Annotated in this window: 18 protein-coding genes, 1 tRNA gene and 1 pseudogene; 16 read left to right on the forward strand and 4 right to left on the reverse strand. The window is 68.2% G+C overall.

The genetic code is table 11. The features are described from left to right. Nucleotides 1-14 precede the first annotated feature (14 nt). The gene (locus tag OC159_RS15610) at nucleotides 15-818 is read right to left on the reverse strand and encodes an undecaprenyl-diphosphate phosphatase (RefSeq protein WP_407674141.1); all 804 of its coding nucleotides are present in this window, start codon (nucleotides 816-818) and stop codon (nucleotides 15-17) included. After that, entirely contained in the window at nucleotides 818-1,801 is a 984-nt protein-coding gene (locus OC159_RS15615) for a complex I NDUFA9 subunit family protein (protein ID WP_265502094.1), read from the reverse strand. The genes OC159_RS15610 and OC159_RS15615 overlap by 1 nt, the downstream gene beginning before the upstream one ends. A gap of 197 nt (nucleotides 1,802-1,998) precedes the next feature. On the opposite strand from OC159_RS15615, the gene OC159_RS15620 reads away from it, so the two are divergent. The 9 genes from OC159_RS15620 to OC159_RS15660 all read left to right on the forward strand — a co-directional run bounded on the left by OC159_RS15620 (nucleotide 1,999) and on the right by OC159_RS15660 (nucleotide 7,219). Further along, a tRNA-Leu gene (locus OC159_RS15620) sits at nucleotides 1,999-2,083 on the forward strand. A 147-nt stretch (nucleotides 2,084-2,230) separates the two neighbouring features. Beyond that, complete coding sequence (locus tag OC159_RS15625) at nucleotides 2,231-2,845, forward strand: ribonuclease D (RefSeq protein WP_265502095.1); 615 nt, start codon at nucleotides 2,231-2,233, stop codon at nucleotides 2,843-2,845. 58 nt (nucleotides 2,846-2,903) lie between these two features. Next, nucleotides 2,904-3,848, forward strand: coding sequence for a KpsF/GutQ family sugar-phosphate isomerase (locus OC159_RS15630; RefSeq protein WP_265502096.1), 945 nt, complete (start codon nucleotides 2,904-2,906; stop codon nucleotides 3,846-3,848). 3 nt (nucleotides 3,849-3,851) lie between these two features. Next, complete coding sequence (locus OC159_RS15635; protein ID WP_265502097.1) at nucleotides 3,852-4,427, forward strand: hypothetical protein; 576 nt, start codon at nucleotides 3,852-3,854, stop codon at nucleotides 4,425-4,427. Nucleotides 4,428-4,470: 43 nt separating this feature from the next. Beyond that, nucleotides 4,471-4,935, forward strand: a complete 465-nt coding sequence (gene lptA / locus OC159_RS15640; RefSeq protein ID WP_265502098.1) for a lipopolysaccharide transport periplasmic protein LptA — start codon at nucleotides 4,471-4,473, stop codon at nucleotides 4,933-4,935. Beyond that, the gene (gene lptB / locus OC159_RS15645; RefSeq protein ID WP_265502099.1) at nucleotides 4,935-5,666 is read left to right on the forward strand and encodes an LPS export ABC transporter ATP-binding protein; all 732 of its coding nucleotides are present in this window, start codon (nucleotides 4,935-4,937) and stop codon (nucleotides 5,664-5,666) included. The genes lptA and lptB overlap by 1 nt, the downstream gene beginning before the upstream one ends. A 161-nt stretch (nucleotides 5,667-5,827) precedes the next feature. After that, nucleotides 5,828-6,403, forward strand: a complete 576-nt coding sequence (gene hpf / locus OC159_RS15650; RefSeq protein ID WP_265502100.1) for a ribosome hibernation-promoting factor, HPF/YfiA family — start codon at nucleotides 5,828-5,830, stop codon at nucleotides 6,401-6,403. A gap of 97 nt (nucleotides 6,404-6,500) precedes the next feature. After that, nucleotides 6,501-6,965, forward strand: coding sequence for a PTS sugar transporter subunit IIA (locus OC159_RS15655; protein WP_265502101.1), 465 nt, complete (start codon nucleotides 6,501-6,503; stop codon nucleotides 6,963-6,965). A gap of 65 nt (nucleotides 6,966-7,030) precedes the next feature. After that, a complete protein-coding gene (locus OC159_RS15660) occupies nucleotides 7,031-7,219 on the forward strand; it encodes a hypothetical protein (RefSeq protein ID WP_265502102.1) in 189 nt (62 codons plus the stop codon). A gap of 72 nt (nucleotides 7,220-7,291) precedes the next feature. Here OC159_RS15660 and OC159_RS15665 read toward each other — a convergent pair whose 3' ends face one another. Continuing rightward, on the reverse strand, nucleotides 7,292-8,161 hold the full coding sequence (locus OC159_RS15665; protein WP_265502103.1) for a branched-chain amino acid aminotransferase: 870 nt from the start codon (nucleotides 8,159-8,161) through the stop codon (nucleotides 7,292-7,294). 153 nt (nucleotides 8,162-8,314) lie between these two features. Between OC159_RS15665 and OC159_RS15670 the strand changes: the two genes are divergently transcribed. The 5 genes from OC159_RS15670 to OC159_RS15690 are packed head-to-tail and all read left to right on the forward strand — an operon-like array spanning nucleotide 8,315 to nucleotide 15,116. Next, entirely contained in the window at nucleotides 8,315-8,833 is a 519-nt protein-coding gene (locus OC159_RS15670; protein WP_265502104.1) for a MarR family winged helix-turn-helix transcriptional regulator, read from the forward strand. Between the two features lie 7 nt (nucleotides 8,834-8,840). Next, nucleotides 8,841-9,542 (forward strand): response regulator, encoded by a 702-nt coding sequence (locus tag OC159_RS15675; RefSeq protein ID WP_265502105.1) that lies wholly within the window; start codon nucleotides 8,841-8,843, stop codon nucleotides 9,540-9,542. A 30-nt stretch (nucleotides 9,543-9,572) separates the two neighbouring features. Beyond that, nucleotides 9,573-10,385: a uracil-DNA glycosylase gene (locus tag OC159_RS15680; protein ID WP_407674142.1), complete on the forward strand. Its 813-nt coding sequence runs from the start codon at nucleotides 9,573-9,575 to the stop codon at nucleotides 10,383-10,385. A gap of 56 nt (nucleotides 10,386-10,441) precedes the next feature. Further along, the gene (locus tag OC159_RS15685; RefSeq protein ID WP_265502107.1) at nucleotides 10,442-11,776 is read left to right on the forward strand and encodes an efflux RND transporter periplasmic adaptor subunit; all 1,335 of its coding nucleotides are present in this window, start codon (nucleotides 10,442-10,444) and stop codon (nucleotides 11,774-11,776) included. Beyond that, nucleotides 11,769-15,116, forward strand: a complete 3,348-nt coding sequence (locus tag OC159_RS15690) for an efflux RND transporter permease subunit (protein WP_265502108.1) — start codon at nucleotides 11,769-11,771, stop codon at nucleotides 15,114-15,116. Before OC159_RS15685 ends, OC159_RS15690 begins: the two co-directional genes overlap by 8 nt. Here the strand turns inward: OC159_RS15690 and OC159_RS15695 are convergent. After that, nucleotides 15,113-15,925: a protein-disulfide reductase DsbD domain-containing protein gene (locus OC159_RS15695; protein WP_265502109.1), complete on the reverse strand. Its 813-nt coding sequence runs from the start codon at nucleotides 15,923-15,925 to the stop codon at nucleotides 15,113-15,115. The genes OC159_RS15690 and OC159_RS15695 overlap by 4 nt on opposite strands. 103 nt (nucleotides 15,926-16,028) lie before the next feature. Between OC159_RS15695 and OC159_RS15700 the strand changes: the two genes are divergently transcribed. After that, complete coding sequence (locus tag OC159_RS15700; protein WP_265502110.1) at nucleotides 16,029-16,649, forward strand: YqgE/AlgH family protein; 621 nt, start codon at nucleotides 16,029-16,031, stop codon at nucleotides 16,647-16,649. Nucleotides 16,650-17,303: 654 nt separating this feature from the next. Further along, nucleotides 17,304-17,412, forward strand: a pseudogene (locus OC159_RS20020) (enoyl-CoA hydratase); the annotation flags it as partial.

Here is a 17,412-nt window from a genome sequence, read left to right on the forward strand (position 1 = left end):
TAGGTCAGCGACACTTACCAACCTGCCAATAGCGCCAGCAAAACCACGGTCCCGAAGCCAATGCGCCACCAGGCGAAAGGCGCGTAGCCGTGCTGCGACACGAAGCCCAGCAGCCATCGTACGACCACGACACCACTGATCAGGGCCGCAATGAAGCCGATGGCGATCTGCGTCGCCGCCGCAGCATCCAAGATATCGCGATTCTTGAACAGGTCATAGGCAAAGGCGCCCAGCATCGTCGGCATCGCCAGAAAGAACGAGAACTCGGCAGCTGACCGCTTGTCCGCCCCCATCAGAAGCGCGCCAACGATGGTGGCCCCCGACCGGGACACGCCGGGAATCATCGCGATGCACTGGAAGAGGCCGATCTTCAGCGCCATCGACAGCGGAAACTCCTCGACCCGATGGAAACTCGGCTCTGTCGTGCGCCGGTCGACCAGAAGCAGCACGATCCCGCCCAGAATCAGCATGACCGCGATCAGAATGGGCGTTTCGAAGAGCACCGTCTTGATGAAGTCATGCGCCAGCACACCGATGACTACGGCGGGCAGGAAGGCCAGCAGCACCGCGCCGATGAAGCGGCGGGCGATCGGGTCATGGGGTGCGTCCTTCAGGATCTGGATGATCCGTGTGGCATAGACGCCGAGGATCGCCAGCAGCGCGCCCAGCTGGATCAGCACCTCGAACGAGCGGCCGGGCGAATCGAAGCCGAGGAAGTGACCGGTCAGAAGGATGTGGCCGGTCGAGGAAACAGGGATGAATTCGGTCAGGCCCTCGAGAATCCCGAGGACCGCGGCGACGATCGTGTTCGGCTCCATCAGTGTTCGCGCAGGTTCTTGGCGGACTGCTTGATGGCGTCGTATTGCCCCGACTTGCGGAAGCGCCACAGATAGCTGTCAAGGACGGCCCCTGTCGCGATGGGCTGAATGCCGAGGTCATCGAAGCCCCGCGCACCTGAGGCCACGACGTTGTCGCGGCGCAGAAGCGCCAGCTGGTCGCTGCTGATCGGATTGGTGAACAGCCCGCCGGTCAGCGTCTGCACCACCCCCAGCGCCCGCGAACCGAAGCTGGCGACGGAAAAGGGAACCCCGACAACGATCTTGCGCCGGTTCGTCGCGTGCAGCACCTGATCGACGATCTGGCGCATCGTCAGGACGTCCGGCCCGCCAAGTTCGTAGATGCCCGGTGCGGCCGACCCGTCGGCACCCATCGCGGCGGCGCTGGCCACATCCTCGACATGGACGGGCTGCATGCGGGTGCGCGCGCCCAGGATCGGCATGATCGGGCCGAGGCGGGTCATGCCGGCAAGGCGGTTGTAGAAGTTGTCGCCCGGTCCGAAGATCACCGAGGGGCGCAGGATGACCGCATCCGGGCGATGCTGCAGGACCGCAGCCTCTCCGCGCGACTTCGACGCGATATAGGCGCTGGCGGAATTGACGTCGATCCCGAGGCCCGAGATGTGGACCAGCCGCGTCACGCCCATCTCGGCCGACAGGCGCGCGATGTTCTCGGCGCCATCCTCGAAGACGGTCTTGAAGGTGCTCTTGCCCCGGGGCGTCAGGATGTTCACGCAGTTGACGGCGGCATCGGCACCCGACAGGGCGGCTCGGACCGACAGTTCGTCGCGGATGTTGCACATGACGGGCATGACCTGGCCAACGACACCATAGGTCCGGGTGAACAGCGCCTCGTCGGGGCGGCGCACCGCGATCCGCACGCGCCAGCCTTCCTTGGCCATCAGCCGGGCCACCTGCCGGCCGACAAAGCCCGATCCGCCGAAGATCGTGACCAGTTTCGCCATGGGCGTCTCGCCTCCTTGAATGCGCAGAATACCGGGCGATCCTTACCCAAGCCGCCCGCCTGCGGCAAGGCGCAGCGGGGTCGCAGCGGTGCGCTGTCACGACGCTGTCCCCGGTCGATGCAAAATCTGTCAAAAAACTTGCACGATCCCCATTGACGGCCCCCGACGCTCGCTTTAATCAGCCGCTCACACCACCTGCCCAGGTGGCGGAATTGGTAGACGCGCACGGTTCAGGTCCGTGTGCCGCAAGGCGTGGAGGTTCGAGTCCTCTCCTGGGCACCAAGAAACACCCCCGGCCGCAAGGCTCGGGGGTTTTTCTTTGTCCGCGTGCCGGGTCAGCCCGGCATCGCGTCATTTTCACTGGATAGGCGTGCCGGTTTCTGGTCAGAGAGACGCCAGACAGCGCGGCACCCAATGGCAGGACAGGCGATGAGCATCCATCTGTATCCCAACGATCTTCCCGACGACCTGGAGCTTGGCGCCGTGGTCGCCATCGACACCGAGACGATGGGGCTCGACCCGCGCCGCGACCGGCTGTGCCTGGTGCAGCTGTCGGGCGGCGACGGAGAGGCGCACCTGGTCCAGATCGACCGCGGCCAGACCGAGGCGCCGAACCTGACACGCCTGCTGACCGACCCCAAGGTGCTGAAGCTGTTCCATTTCGGCCGCTTCGACGTCGCCGCGCTGGAAAACGCGTTCGGCGTCGTGACGTCCCCGGTCTGGTGCACCAAGATCGCGTCGAAGCTGGTGCGGACCTTCACCGACCGGCACGGGCTGAAGTACCTGCTGAACGAGCTTGTCGGCGTCGATGTCAGCAAGCAGCAGCAGACCAGCGATTGGGGCGCGCCTGACCTGACGGACGCGCAGCTGGAATACGCGGCGTCCGACGTGCTGCACCTGCACAAGCTGAAGGACGCCCTGGAGGAACGCCTCAAGCGCGAGAACCGGCTGGGCCTGGCGCAGGCCTGCTTTGACTTTCTGCCCGCGCGTGCCCATCTGGACCTGCTGGGCTGGGGCGACGACAACGACATCTTCCGGCACTGAGCCGGGGCCGGTCGGCCCCCCCCCAGGGGAAATACGCAGACCAGAGCAGGAGCAGGGCGTGGCGGATTACATCAAGACGGCGCGGCGGGTGATCGCCGACGAGGTGACCGGGCTTCAGGCATTATCGGCGGCCTTGGGTGACGAGTTTTCCCGCGCGATCGAGATGATCCTGGCCGTGCGGGGCCGAGTGATCGTGTCCGGCATGGGCAAGTCCGGCCATGTCGGCCGCAAGATCGCGGCGACGCTGGCATCGACGGGGACGCCCGCGCAGTTCGTGCACCCGGCCGAGGCCAGCCACGGCGACCTGGGCATGGTGACCGAGGCCGACCTGGCGCTGGTCCTGTCCAACAGCGGCGAGACGCCGGAACTGGCGGACCTGATCGCCCATACGCGCAGGTTCCGCATTCCGCTGATCGGGGTGGCCGCGCGGCCGCAGTCGACGCTGATGCGGCAGGCGGACCTCGGGCTTCGGCTGCCTGCCGCGCCCGAGGCCTGCGGGAACGGGATCGTGCCCACGACCTCGACCACGATGACGCTGGCGCTTGGCGACGCCCTCGCCATCGCCCTGATGGAGCATCGCCAGTTCACGCCCGAACATTTCCGCACCTTCCATCCGGGCGGCAAGCTGGGCGCGCTGCTGGCCAAGGTCGGCGACCTGATGCACCGCGACATGCCGCTGGTGCCCCAGGACGCGCCCATGTCCGAGGCGCTGCTGATCATCAGCCAGAAGGGCTATGGCGTAACGGGCGTAGTGGATGCCGCGGGCGCGCTGGTCGGCATCATCACCGACGGCGACCTTCGGCGCCACATGGAAGGCCTGCTGGGACACAAGGCCGCCGAAGTCATGACCCGCGCGCCCCGGACCATCGCCCCCGGCGCCCTGGCCGAGGCTGCCCTGGCGCAGATGCAGGACCGCAAGATCACCTGCCTGTTTGCGGTCGAAGACGGGCGCCCGTCGGGCATCCTGCATATCCACGACTGCCTGCGCGCCGGCCTGGTCTGAGCCATGACGCGCACGCGCATCGTCCGCTGGCTGAGGGTGCTGCTGCCGCTGGTGGCGCTGGCGATGCTGTCGACGATGTTCCTGTTCTCTCGCCGGTCCACGACCGAATCGCAGATCCCCTATGTCCAGGTCGATGCCGAGGCCGCAGCGCGCGAAGGGCGGATCGTGGCCCCCGAATACAGCGCCGTCACCGATGACGGCGCGACGCTGTCCTTGCGCGCGGCGCGGGCGACTCCCGCTGTCGGCGGGGGGACGGCGGGCGACCTGCGGCTGGACTGGCGGCGGCCTGACGGGCTGACCGCCGACCTGATCGCGCCGACGGGAGCAATTGCCGACGACCGCGTGCGCCTGGAGGGCGGTGTCGAGATGACCACCTCGTCGGGGTGGACGCTCCGCTCGGCGCAAATCGAGGCCGCGACCGACCGTTCGGTCATCACCGCCGACGATGGCGTCCAGGCGGAAGCCCCCTTCGGGCGGATCGAGGCGGGCCGGATGCGGCTGGAACCCGCAGAGACCGAGGCCGAGGATTCGGCGATCTTGAATTTCTCGGACGGCGTGCGTCTGATATACCAGCCCTGACCCATCCTTCCGAACCCGAGGCCCGACCATGCTGCGTCCCCTGATGATCGCCCTTCTGCTGACTGCCGCCGGGCCTGCGCTGGCCCAGGGCGTAGCCTTCGGGGGCATGCGCGCCGACACCTCGGCCCCGGTCGAGGTGTCGGCCGACAACCTGTCCGTCAACCAGTCCGACGGCAGCGCGCTGTTCACCGGCAATGTGGTGATCGGGCAGGGAGAGATGCGGCTGTCCGCCGATGAGGTCACGGTGGAATACGCCGCCGGCGGGCAGGAACGGATCAGGTCGCTGACGGCCGTCGGCAGCGTGACGCTGGTTTCGGGCGAGGACGCGGCCGAGGCCGGGCAGGCGGTCTATGACGTCGATGCGGGCAGCGTCGTGCTGACCGGCGACGTGCTGCTGACGCAGGGCCAGAACGTTCTGTCGGGCGACCGGGTGACGGTCGATCTGGCCAGCGGGTCGGCGCAGGTGCAGGGGCGGGTCCGGTCGGTGCTGCAGCCGGGCGGCAATTGATGGCCGGCCAGGGTCTGGACGTCCGCGGGCTGCGCAAGTCCTATCGCAACCGGCCGGTCATCCGCGACGTCTCGGTCAGCCTGCAGCGAGGCGAGGTCGTGGCCCTGCTGGGGCCCAACGGGTCCGGCAAGACGACCTGCTTCTACTGCATCGCCGGGCTGGTCACGCCCGATGCGGGGCAGGTGCTGATCGACGGGCAGGACGCCACGCGCCTGCCGATGTTCCGCCGTGCCCGCATGGGCATCGGCTATCTGCCGCAGGAGATGTCGATCTTTCGCGGCCTGACGGTCGAACAGAACATCATGGCCGTGCTGGAGGTCGCGTTGGACGACGCGCGCCACCGCCGCGACCGGCTGGAGGAGCTGCTGGGCGATTTCTCGATCACGCATCTGCGCAGCGCGCCCGCGCTGGCGTTGTCGGGAGGCGAACGCCGCCGGGCCGAGATCGCGCGCTGCCTGGCATCGGACCCCGGCTTCCTGCTCTTGGACGAGCCCTTCGCAGGCGTCGATCCCATCGCCGTGGGGGAAATCCGCACGCTGGTCCACGCGCTGAAATCGCGCGGCATCGGCGTCCTGATCACCGACCACAACGTGCGCGAGACCCTGGGCATCGTCGACCGCGCCTATATCCTGCATGACGGGCACGTCCTCATGTCCGGCACGACCGAGCAGATCGTCGCCGATCCCAAGGTCCGCGAGGTCTATCTGGGCGAAGGCTTCCGGATGGTGTGACAACACGCCCATCACGCAGACGTGCGCCCCGTTGACAGAACCGTTCGCCTGTCACCAAATTGATAAATGCGGGCGCTGACAGGCCCCGCGAACCCCGTTCCGCCCAGACCGGCCTTAAGACGGGCAGGCGCGGTCGGACGGGCAACCGGAGAGGAAAGACGATGCGCTATACCATCAGCGGAAAACACATCGACGTCGGAGATGCGCTGAGCACGCATGTGAAGACCGACCTGGGCGAGACGATCGAGAAGTACTCGCAGCGCCCCACGGATGCGACGGTGACCTTTTCCAAGGACGCGCATCAGTTCATGTGCGACGCGGTGGTGCACCTGTCCACGGGCCTGAACGTGCAGGCGCGGGGCTCTGCGACGGACATCTATGCCTCGTTCGAGGCCTGCCGCGAGAAGATGGACAAGCAACTGCGGCGCTACAAGCGCCGTCTCAAGGATCACCACAAGGAACGCGCCGAGCCTGTTGTCTTCGGCGAAGCCGGCAGCTATGTGCTGGCCGCTGACGAGGATGCTTGGGAATCGCAGGACGACAGCCTGCAGCCGATCATCATCGCGGAAATGGCAAGCCGGGTCCCGACCCTGTCGGTGGGGGACGCGGTCATGCAGATGGAGCTTTCGGGAACGCCGCTTCTGGTGTTCCGCAACGAGAAACATGGCGGCGTCAATGTCGTCCACCGCCGCGATGACGGCAATGTGGGCTGGATCGATCCGCGCGGAAACGGCTGAACCCGCCCGCGCCTGATGCCCCGCTTGATGCGCCGCCCCCGAGGGCCCCGATCCGGGGCCTGTCCGGGGCGGACAGCTTTGGAAAGACGCGACGGAAATGCTATTGAGTGAAATTCTCCGGCCCGGGGCAGTGCGTTCGTTGGGGCAGGTGACGTCGAAAAAGCGCCTGTTCCAGGAACTGGCCGAACTGGCGCATGCCGAATACGGTCTGAACGCTTCCGAGGTCCTGGATGCCCTGCAGGAACGCGAAAGCCTGGGGCCGACGGGCGTGGGCCAGGGCGTGGCCTTGCCGCATGCCCGGCTGCATGGGCTGGACAAAGTGACGGGCCTGTTCCTGCGGCTGGAAAAGCCCTTGGATTTCGACGCCGTGGACCGTCAGCCGGTGGACCTGATCTTTGCGCTGTTGGCCCCGGAATCGAGCGGGGTGGACCATCTGAAGGCGCTGGCGCTGGTATCGCGGACGCTGCGCGACCAGGAACTGCGCGCCAAGCTGCGCGCCAATGGCGATCCGGTCACGTTGCACGCTGTCCTGTCGGCTGCGCAAGGCATCCGTGCCGCCTGACTTGGCGTTTGAAATACGTCCGGGGCGGTCCTATATTGGGGTCGTTGACCAGAGGAGGCCCGGAAATGACCAGACATCTTGCCGATCAACCTCGGATCCGCGGCAACGCGCGCCTGCGCGAATTCCTGCGCCAGGTACGTGCCGAAACGCCGCATCCCGCCACGCTGAGCCTGCAAGCCCGGCCGAAGCAGCGCACCGAACAGCCGCGCAAGACGGCGGAGTTCCTGCGAATCGCGCGCGGGCTTCAGGCCTGACATCATGAAAAAGGGGCGCCGCGGCACCCCCTTCCAGTTCCGCCTCGGCTTGGACCGGGGCGGTAGGTGCCGTCATGCGCGGACCAGCGCCTCGTAGCTTTCGGCCACGTCGCGGGTGATCTGCCCGACCTGGAAGTGCCAGTCGCCGATCTGGCCCACCGGCGTCACCTCGGCGGCGGTGCCGGTCAGCCAGCATTCCTGGAAGCTTTCCAGTTCGTCCGGCGTGATCCGACGCTCGTGGACGGTATAGCCCTTGTCCTTCAGCATCTGGATGATCGTTTGGCGGGTGATCCCGTTCAGGAACCTGTCGGCCAGCGGCGTGTGGATCTCGCCGTCCTTCACGAAGAAGATGTTGGCGCCGGTCGCCTCGGCCACATACCCCTCCCAGTCCATGAACAACGCGTCCGAGCAGCCTTTGGCCTCGGCCGCGTGCTTGGACATGGTGCAGATCATGTAGAGACCGGCGGCCTTGGCGGCGGTGGGGATGGTTTCGGGCGACGGGCGCTTCCACGTGGCGACGTCCAGCTTGGCCCCCTGCCATTTTGCGTCGCCGTAATAGCTGCCCCATTCCCAGGCGCAGACGGCCATGCGGACCGGGTTGCGTGCGGCCGACACGCCCATGTCGGGGCCCGATCCGCGCCATGCCACCACGCGCACATAGGCGTTCTCGAACCCGTTGGCCTTCAGCACGGCCTCTTTGGCGGCGTCGATCTCCTCGGCGGAATAGGGGATCGGCATGTCCAGAAGGCGGCCCGATTCGATCAGGCGCAGCGAATGCTCGTGGCTCTTGAAGATCTTGCCGTTGTAGCACCGCTCACCCTCGAAGACCGAACTGGCATAGTGCAGCGCGTGGGTCAGGATATGCACCTGTGCGTCGCGCCAGTCGACCAGTTCCCCGTCCATCCAGATCTTGCCGTCGCGATCGTCGTAAGCCGCCGTCATGTGTGTCTCCATCCGCCGCCCAAATTTGCGATTCTTGCGTCTGTCAGGGCAGATTTGGCATGTTTGTTACGCAAGGTGCTTGACGGCTAGCAATCGCGGCTTAGAAAGTCAACAAGGCTGCCGTATCGAGGCGCGAACTGAAAAGGGGACGGGATGCAGGACAAGGCGCGGATTCAGGCGATGGTGGGCGAGGATCTGCTGTTTCTGACCGACGACCAGCTGCGCCGCGGCATCGAGGCGATGTTCTTCGCCTATCGCGCCTTCACCGCTGATCCCGACGCGATTCTGGCCGACATGGACTATGGCCGGGCCCATCACCGGGCGCTGCATTTCATCAACCGCGATCCGGGGCTGACGGTGACCTCTCTGCTGGCGGTTCTGGGCGTGACCAAGCAGTCGCTGAACCGCGTCCTGCGCACCCTGATAGAGGATGGTCTGGTCGACAGCCGCATCGGGCGTCGCGACCGCCGCGAACGCCAGCTGCACCTGACCGCCACCGGCACGGCGCTGGAACGCCGGCTGTCCGAGGCGCAGCGGGCGCGCATGCGCGCCGCCTATCGCCGGGCGGGGCCGCAGGCGGTGGCAGGCTTTCGTCAGGTGCTGGAAGCGATGATGGACCCCGAGACGCGGGCGCAGTATCAGGCCCTGAAGGATCTTTCCGACGACCGCTGAGGCCCCCATGACCGTACCCGACTGCCACCTGCTGATCGTCGATGATGACGAACGCATTCGCGCGCTGCTGGGCCGGTTCCTGCGCAAGAACGGCTATATGGTCAGCATGGCGCGCGACGCGGCGCAGGCCCGCCGCCTGCTGGCCGGACTGGAATTCGACCTGATCGTCATGGACGTGATGATGCCGGGGGAAGACGGGCTGGCCCTGACCCGCGACCTGCGCCGCCGGATCGACACGCCGATCCTGCTGCTGACCGCCAAGGGCGAGACCGAGGACCGGATCAGCGGGTTGGAAAGTGGCGCCGACGATTACCTGCCCAAGCCCTTCGAGCCGCGAGAACTGCTGCTGCGCATCGCCGCCATCCTGCGCCGCGTGCCGGCGGTCGAGGTCGCGCAGCCCAAGTACCTGACGCTGGGTGCGCTGCGATACGACACCGACAAGGGAGAGCTGTGGTCAGGCGACACGCCCCTGCGCCTGACCGGGACCGAATCGGCGCTGCTGCGGCGGCTGGCCGCCAGCCGGGGCCAGCCCGTCAGCCGGGCTGACCTGATCGACGACCTGGGGCGCGGCAGTCCCGACGAGGACAACAGCGAGCGCGCCATCGACGTCCAGATCACCCGCCTGCGCCGCAAGATCGAGCCTGACCCGCGCGAACCGCGCTTTCTGCAGACGGTGCGCGGCACGGGCTACATGCTGGTGGTGGACTAGGGCAGCGCCGGGGCCTAGCTTGCGCCGGTGATGGAAGACGCGACCTATCAGGGATTCGAACTGGACGCCGAGACGGCGCTGGCGCTGCTGGACTGGCAGCTGGAGATGGGCGTGGACGTGCCGGTCATGGACGCGCCCATCGACCGATTCGACCTGTCCGCCCGGGCCGCGCCTGCCGCCGCCCCACCCCAGCCCGCGCCGGTGCTGGAACTGTCGGGGGGCGACGATCTGTCTGCCCGCGTGGCCGAGGCCGAGGCGCTGGCGCAGGCCGCAGGCAGCCTGGATGCGCTGGCGGCCGCGCAGGAAGGCTTCGACGGGATCGAACTGAAGAAGGGCGCGCGGAACTTCTGCTTTTCGGACGGCAACCCGAAGGCCCGCGTCCTGATCCTGGGCGAGGCGCCGGGCGACGAGGAGGACCGGCAGGGCCGCCCCTTCGTCGGCCGCGCGGGACAGTTGCTGGACCGCATGTTCGCCGCTGTCGGCCTGGCGCGCGACGCCGTCGATGCGGAACGCGCGATCTACATCGTGAACGTGCTGACATGGCGCCCGCCGGGCAATCGCGACCCCAGCCCCGATGAAATTGCCGTGAGCCTGCCGTTCCTGCGCCGCCATATCGAGTTGGCCGCGCCCGATCTGATCGTGCTGATGGGCAACATTCCCTGCCAGGCGGCACTGGAAAAACGCGGCATCCTGCGGCTGCGCGGCCAGTGGGTGCAGGCCTTCGGGCGTCCGGCGCTGCCGATGGCGCACCCGGCCTACCTGCTGCGCAATCCCGCAGCCAAGCGCGAGGCGTGGGGCGACCTTATGTCCCTTGCGGAACGGCTGGATTCCTTTTCCGTTTAGGTTCCGTTTCCGCATCATGTCCTAGATGCGAACGCTCGGCAGATGGACATCGACCCATGCGTTTCCTTTCCCGCAGCCTTCTGGGGCTGTTCCTGTTCTTCCTGACGCTTGCCCTGCTGTTCCTGGCGGGCTTCCAGCTGTGGCAGGCGGTGGCGGTGCGGAACGGCGACGCGGGGCCGATGAGGCCGCCCGTCGAACAGGCCTACGCGGCCCGGCTGCTGAAGGTGACGCCCGAAACGCTGACGCCGCGGATGGCGGCCTTCGGGCAGGTGCTGTCCCGGCGAGAGCTGCAGCTGCGGGCGGGTGCGTCGGGGCGGCTGGTGCATCTGGACCCGGCGCTGCAGGAAGGCGGGACCGTGACCGCGGGCCAGCTTCTGGCGCGGATCGACCCCTCGGCCGCGCAGGCGGCGCTGGAGAGCCGGCAGGCTGAACGCGACGACGCGCAGGGGACGCTGGCGGACACGCGGCGGCGCGTCACCATCGCGGCCGAGGACCTGGCCGCCGCCGAGCGTCAGGCCGAACTGCGGGAAGCTGCCGTCACGCGCCAGGACCAGCTGGCCGAACGCGGCCTCGGCACCAGCCTTGACCGCGAGACGGCGCTGCTGGCGGCGTCGACGGCGCAGCAGGCCGTCATCTCTGGTCGGGCGGCGCTGGCCGATGCTGAGAGCGCGGTCACGGCCGCGGAAAACGCGCTCCGCCGAGCCGAGATCGCCCTGACCGAAGCCCGCCGCGACCTGGCCGATACCGAGATCCGCGCCGGCTTCGACGGCCGCGTGACCGACGTCACCGTGGTCGAGGGCGGCCTTGTCACCCTGAACGAGCAGCTGGCCACGATCATCGATCCCGATGCGCTCGAGGCGCGGATCCCGCTGTCGCTTGACCAGTTCGGGCGGCTCGGGGATCCCTCGGGCAGGCTGGGCGACCACGCCGTGACGATCATGCTGGACGGGAGCGCGGGCCGGATGACGGCCGCGGCGAGGCTTGACCGGGTGGCGGCCTCGGTCGCCGAAGGATCGGCCGGGCGCGTCGTCTTTGCGCGCATCACCGATGGCGGCGCGGCCTTGCGTCCCGGCGACTTCGTCCGCGTGCAAATCGCCGAACCCCCCATTGGTCCCGCCGCGCTTGTCCCGGCCGCCGCGCTGGGCGCTGACGGAACGGTGCTGGTCGCGGGTGCCGACGACCGGCTGTCGGCGGTCGCGGTCGAGGTTCTGCGCCGGCAGGGCGACGACGTCGTCATCTCGGTCCCAGACACCCTGGTCGGCGCCCGCATCGTCGCCGAGCGCGCGCCGCAACTGGGCACCGGCATCCTTGTCCGTGATGCCTCGGGGACGGCTCCGGATGGCGGCGGCGTCGACCGGCGCGTGCAGCGCGGCGGGTCCGGACGTGGCTGATCGTCCTGGCATCCTGGGCCTGTTCGTTCGCCACGCGACGCTGGCCAACCTGCTGCTGGCGGTCATGGTCGTCGCGGGGCTTTACGCGGCGCCCCGCCTTCGCGCACAATTTTTCCCGGATACGGTGGTGCAGCAGATCGACGTCACCGTTCGCTGGGACGGGGCAGGGGCCGACGATGTCGACCGATCCGTCGTCGGCGTTCTGGAACCGGCGCTGATGGCGGTCGAGGGCGTGTCCGGAACCGAAAGCCAGGCCAGCCAGGGCCAGGCCCGCGTCCGGCTGGAATTCGAGCCCGGCTGGGACATGTCCCGCGCCACGACCGAGGTGGAAACCGCCATCGCCGCCGCCGGCGATCTACCCGACGGGGCAGAGGACCCCGAGGTGACACGTCGAGCCTGGCGCGACCAGGTGGCGGACGTGGTAATTTCGGGTCCGGTCGGGCTGGACCAGCTGGGGCGCATCGCCGATGACCTGACCAACCGGCTCTACGAGCGCGGCGTGACGCGGCTGAGCGTGACCGGCGTTTCGGCACCCGAGACGCTGGTGGAACTGAGCATGGCCGACCTCGTGCGCCACGACCTGACGATGGAGCGGGTGGCCGCCACCATCGCCGCCGCCGCTGCGCCGACGCCCGCGGGCGACGTCGCCTCGGGAACGTCGCGCGTGCGCACCGGGGACGAGACGCGAAGCCCTGGCGCCGTGGCGGACCTGGTGCTGACTGCGCTGCCCGACGGCACGCAGCTGACCGTGGGCGACGTGGCGCGGGTCAGCGACACAGGCATCGACCGCAACGTCGCCTATTTCGTCGACGGCCGGCCGGCGGTGACGCTGTCGGTTCAGCGCAGCGCCTCGGGCGACGCCATCGGCATGCAGGCCGAGGTCGAGGAGGCCGTCGCCGAACTGGCACCGGCCTTGCCCGAAGGCGTCACGGTCGATCTGGTCCGCGCGCGGGCCGAGCTGATCTCAGCCCGGCTGTCGCTGCTCTTGGACAACGCGATCCTGGGGCTGGTGCTGGTGCTGGGGCTGCTGTTCCTGTTCCTGAACGCCCGCACGGCGATCTGGGTCGCGGCGGGCATTCCGGCGGCGCTGCTGGCGGCGGTGGCGCTGATGTATGCGGCGGGAATGACGATCAACATGATCTCGCTGTTCGCGCTGATCCTGACGCTGGGGATCATCGTGGACGACGCGATCGTGGTGGGCGAACATGCCGATTACCGCGCCCGCAAGCTGGGCGAGCTGCCGCAGGTTGCTGCCGAACGCGCCGCGCAGCGCATGGCGGCGCCGGTTGTATCCTCGACCCTCACGACAATCATCGCTTTTGCGGGGCTGGTGCTGATCAGTGGCCAGTTCGGGCACCTGGTGGCCGACATTCCGCTGACGGTGATTCTGGTGCTGGTCGCCTCGCTGGTGGAATGCTTCCTGGTGCTGCCGAACCACATGGCGCACGCGCTGGCCCACAGCGCGCGCACCCGCTGGTACGACCGCCCGTCAATGGTGGTGAACCGGGGGCTGGACGTCTTCGTGGCGCGGGTTCTTCGCCCGGCGACGCGGCTGGTGCTGCTGGCGCGATATCCTGTGCTTGCGCTGGTCATGGTGGGGCTGTCATGGTCGGTGGCGACGCTGATAATCGGCAAGGTGCCCTGGCGGTTCTTCGACGCGCCAGAACAGGGCAGCGTGTCGGGCAATTTCGCCATGCTGCCGGGCGCCACGCGCGACGACACGCTGCGGGTGATGGGCCTGGTGCAGGCCGGCGTCGACCAGGTGGCACAGGATTACGCCGACGAATATGGCACGAACCCAATCATCCACGCGATGACACAGATCGGCGGCAATTCGGGCCGCCCGCTGCCGGGGGCCGAAACGAAGGACGCCGACCTGCTGGGCGCGGTCCAGATCGAGCTGATCGACCCCGACCTGCGGCCCTATTCCAGCTTCCACTTCGTGGGCTCCCTGCAAGAGGCGATGCCGCAGGACCCGCAGCTTGAAACGATCAGCTTCCGGGGCTTCCGGTCGGGTCCGGGGGGCGACGCGATCTCGGTCCGCATGACCGGCGCCGAGGCGCAGCAGCTGAAGGCCGCAGCCGAGGCGCTGAAGGCGCGGCTGGCATCCTTCCCCCAGGTGTCCGCGCTGGAAGACAGCATGGACTACGACAAGGCGGAGCTGGCCCTGCGACTGACGCCGCAGGGCGAGGCGCTGGGGTTCACGACCGAGGTGCTGGCCCGCGAGCTGCGCCAGCGCCTTGGCGGCATCGAGGCCGCGACCTTCCCCGTCGGCACCCGCACCGGCGCCATCAGGGTCGAGCTGCCCGAGGACGACCGCCGCGGCGATTTCCTCGATACGATGCTGATGCGCAGCGCGGCGGGCGAATGGGTGCCCCTGGGCGACATCGTCACCACCCGCAGCGAGGCCGGCTTTTCCGTCGTGCGGCGCGAGAACGGCGAGCGGATGATCCTGGTGACCGGCGACATCTCGGGCGACGATCCGGCGCGGGCGGCGCAGATCACCGAGGACCTTCAATCCGTTCTGATGCCCGCCATCGCGTCCGAGTTCGGGGTCAGCTACGAGGTCACCGGCCTTGCCGAGCAAGAGCGCGAGTTCCTGGGCGAGGCGCTGACGGGCTTCGGCATGGCGATGCTGGGCATCTACATGGTGCTGGCCTGGATCTTCGCCAGCTGGACGCGTCCCATGGTGGTGATGTCGGTCATCCCCTTCGGCCTGATCGGCGCCGTCTGGGGTCACGCTGCGTGGCAGTTGCCGCTGAGCATGTTTTCCATCGTCGGGCTGATCGGAATGTCGGGCATCATCATCAACGATTCGATCGTGCTGATCTCGACAATCGACGACTATGCCCGCGACCGTGGCCTTCGCCCTGCCATCGTCGATGCGGTCGCCGACCGGCTGCGCCCGGTGCTGCTGACCACCGCCACGACGGTCTTGGGACTGGCCCCGCTGCTTTACGAGCGGTCGTCGCAGGCGCTGTTTCTGAAGCCGACGGTGGTGACGCTGGCCTATGGACTGGCTTTCGGCATGGTGCTGGTGCTGCTGGTCGTGCCGGCGGCCCTGGCGGTCGGGGCCGACCTTGCGCGGGCGCGGCAGGCGTTCCGCCGCAGCCTTTGGGGCGGCCCGCTGCGGGGGCCGGTCCGGGTCGCCAGCGCTGCCGCGGCCTTGGGTCTGATCGCGGCCTTCGCGCCCGTAACGATCCTGCCGGCGCTTGGCGTCGCGCTGCCGGGCTGGTGGCCGGTGGCGGAAACGCTAGGCACGGCACTGCTGGCCTACCTGGCGCTTCTGGCGCTGGTCACCGCAGGGGCAATGGCCGCCGCCCTTCGCGCGCGGGCCTAGCCCCGCGGATCGCAGCCCATCGTCTCGACCGCGCCCTCTGGCGCGACAAGCGTCAGGCGGACCCCGTCCGTGTTCAGGTCGAAGGGTTGCCCGCTGGGGCCGACCATCTCGACCACGGCTTGCGGGCGTTCACCCCCGGTCAGGATCTGCGCGCCCGAGACCCAGATCTCTGGCCGGTTGGCCAGTTCGACTGCGGCAAGGTCCGCACCGGTGCGCGGCAGGTCGACGGCAACGCGCAAGCCGTCACCGATCTCGGTCACGGTGCAGCCCGGGCGCAGGTCCAGCCTTTGCGGCTCGGATGCGATGGCGCGGACGATCACCGGATCCGGCTCGACCGCCGGCCCTGCCGCCGTCAGGTCGAGGTGGCCCGGCACGCAGATGTCCCGGCAGAGCCCCAAATCCACCTGTACGCGCAGGTCCACCGGCTCTCGGGCGACGGCGGGGCGTGCGGTGAACGGAAGGACCAGCCGGTCGTGATACCCCATCTCGACCGCATCGCCGGATCGGATCGCCTGCGGGGCTGGCCAATGCAGCGTCACCTCCGCAAGGTTGCGGGAATTCTGCCAGTCGAAGTGGGGCGGCAGGCCCGTGTCGCCGGGGCTGCGCCAATAGGTCTTCCAGCCCGGCTCCAGCCGAAGCTCCAGCGCCGCGATGCGGTTGCCGGTCTTGTCGGTCCAGCCGGGCAGCAACCGGGCCGACGTCAGCCCCGGCGGCAGGCCGCCCGTTTGGGGCGGTGACATCTGGCCAGCGGCCGGCCAGCCGGCCAGGCACAGGATCAGGGCGGGAACAAGCTTTGCGAATCCGGTCATGCCTCATGCCTTAACCGCTTGCACCTGTCCACCGAAGTCACAAATCCGCGCAAGCCTTGCATCGTCCCCGGCCAATCCCGATCTTGGCTGAAAAGGAGAGCAGATGAGCAAGACCCCCTCCACCCCCTCTGGCGGCCGTCCGGTCCCGCAAGAGGTGCAGCCCCGGAACCTGACCGGCAAGATCCTGATCGCCATGCCGGGCATGAGCGATCAGCGGTTCGACAGATCGATCGTCCTGGTTTGCGCACATTCCGATGACGGCGCCATGGGCCTGGTGCTGAACCACCCGCTGCCCGAGATAGGCTTCGACGACCTGCTGGAGCAACTGGGAATCGAGGCCGACGACAGCTCGCGCCGCATCGAGGTCCGCTTCGGCGGCCCGGTCGAACCCGGTCGCGGCTTCGTGCTGCACAAGGTGGCAGAGCATGGCCGGGACCCCGAGGGTCGGATGCGCATCGGCCAGGCGTTGGCGATGACGACGACGCGCGACATCCTGGAAGACCTGGCCCACGGGCGCGGCCCCGAGCCTGCGGTCCTGGTACTGGGTTACGCGGGCTGGGGCCCGGGCCAGCTCGAAGGCGAGATGCTGGCCAACGGCTGGCTGATCGGCGAGGGCGAGGAGGGTCTGATCTTCGACCATTCGCATGCCGACAAGTGGCAGCGAGCCCTGCAGGCGCAGGGGATCGACCCGTCGCTTCTGTCCGGCGCGGCCGGCCGCGCCTGAACGCGCCGGGCAGAAAAACAGGACTCTCAGTCGTTTTCCTGCTGGCCGCTGTCCGGGGCCCTTAACGTCTGCGCGATGCGCAGGCGGGTTGTGATGATCAGGCGGCCGCCGTGCATCGTGAAAATGAACGGGACCGCGCGCGCACACGGCGCTCTCAAGCAGGAGGTTTGCCAGTCCTGAACTCGTGCCCTCCATGGGCGACAGGCGGTCCGGGACCGCAGCGACGAGCCCCCGTTCTGCTTTGATCGAAGCGGCCATCCCTGTGCGTGATTGTTGAAGGTGGCGGCTTTGGAACGATGCAGCAAGGGGCGCCTACCCCCACCGGTTTGATGGAGCGGGAGTATGCGACCGAGGGGTGAGAGCGGCGGGTGAAGGTAGAGCAGGCGCGGATCGCCTGTTACACCGGGGCGCGTCTGTGCCTCTGCCGCGCAGATGCGTCGAGGAACGTGCCGGCAGGTCGTTGTCGCCGCAGGTGCGGAAAGAGGTCATGCGGATGTCGGCGCGTCGGCAACTGGCCGGATGAACCTTCAGCACTGTCTTTGCTGGCCAGATCCTGGTCAGCGTGATGCACCGATATTCATCGGTGACGGTGCCCTCAACCGCGAGAGTCCATCTGAAGGCCGTCTGTCGGAGGCCGAGGCGGCGCGGGCGGCGGCGCAGAACCCGCCCCTGTCGAACTTCGCCATCTGCTCGGCCATTAGCCACATGCAGAACATGAGCGCGCTCGATGCCGCCTATGCCGAGGCCGTGGTCGCCGGCGTGG

It is taken from the genome of Paracoccus beibuensis, assembly GCF_026162625.1.
GTDB lineage: Bacteria > Pseudomonadota > Alphaproteobacteria > Rhodobacterales > Rhodobacteraceae > Paracoccus > Paracoccus beibuensis.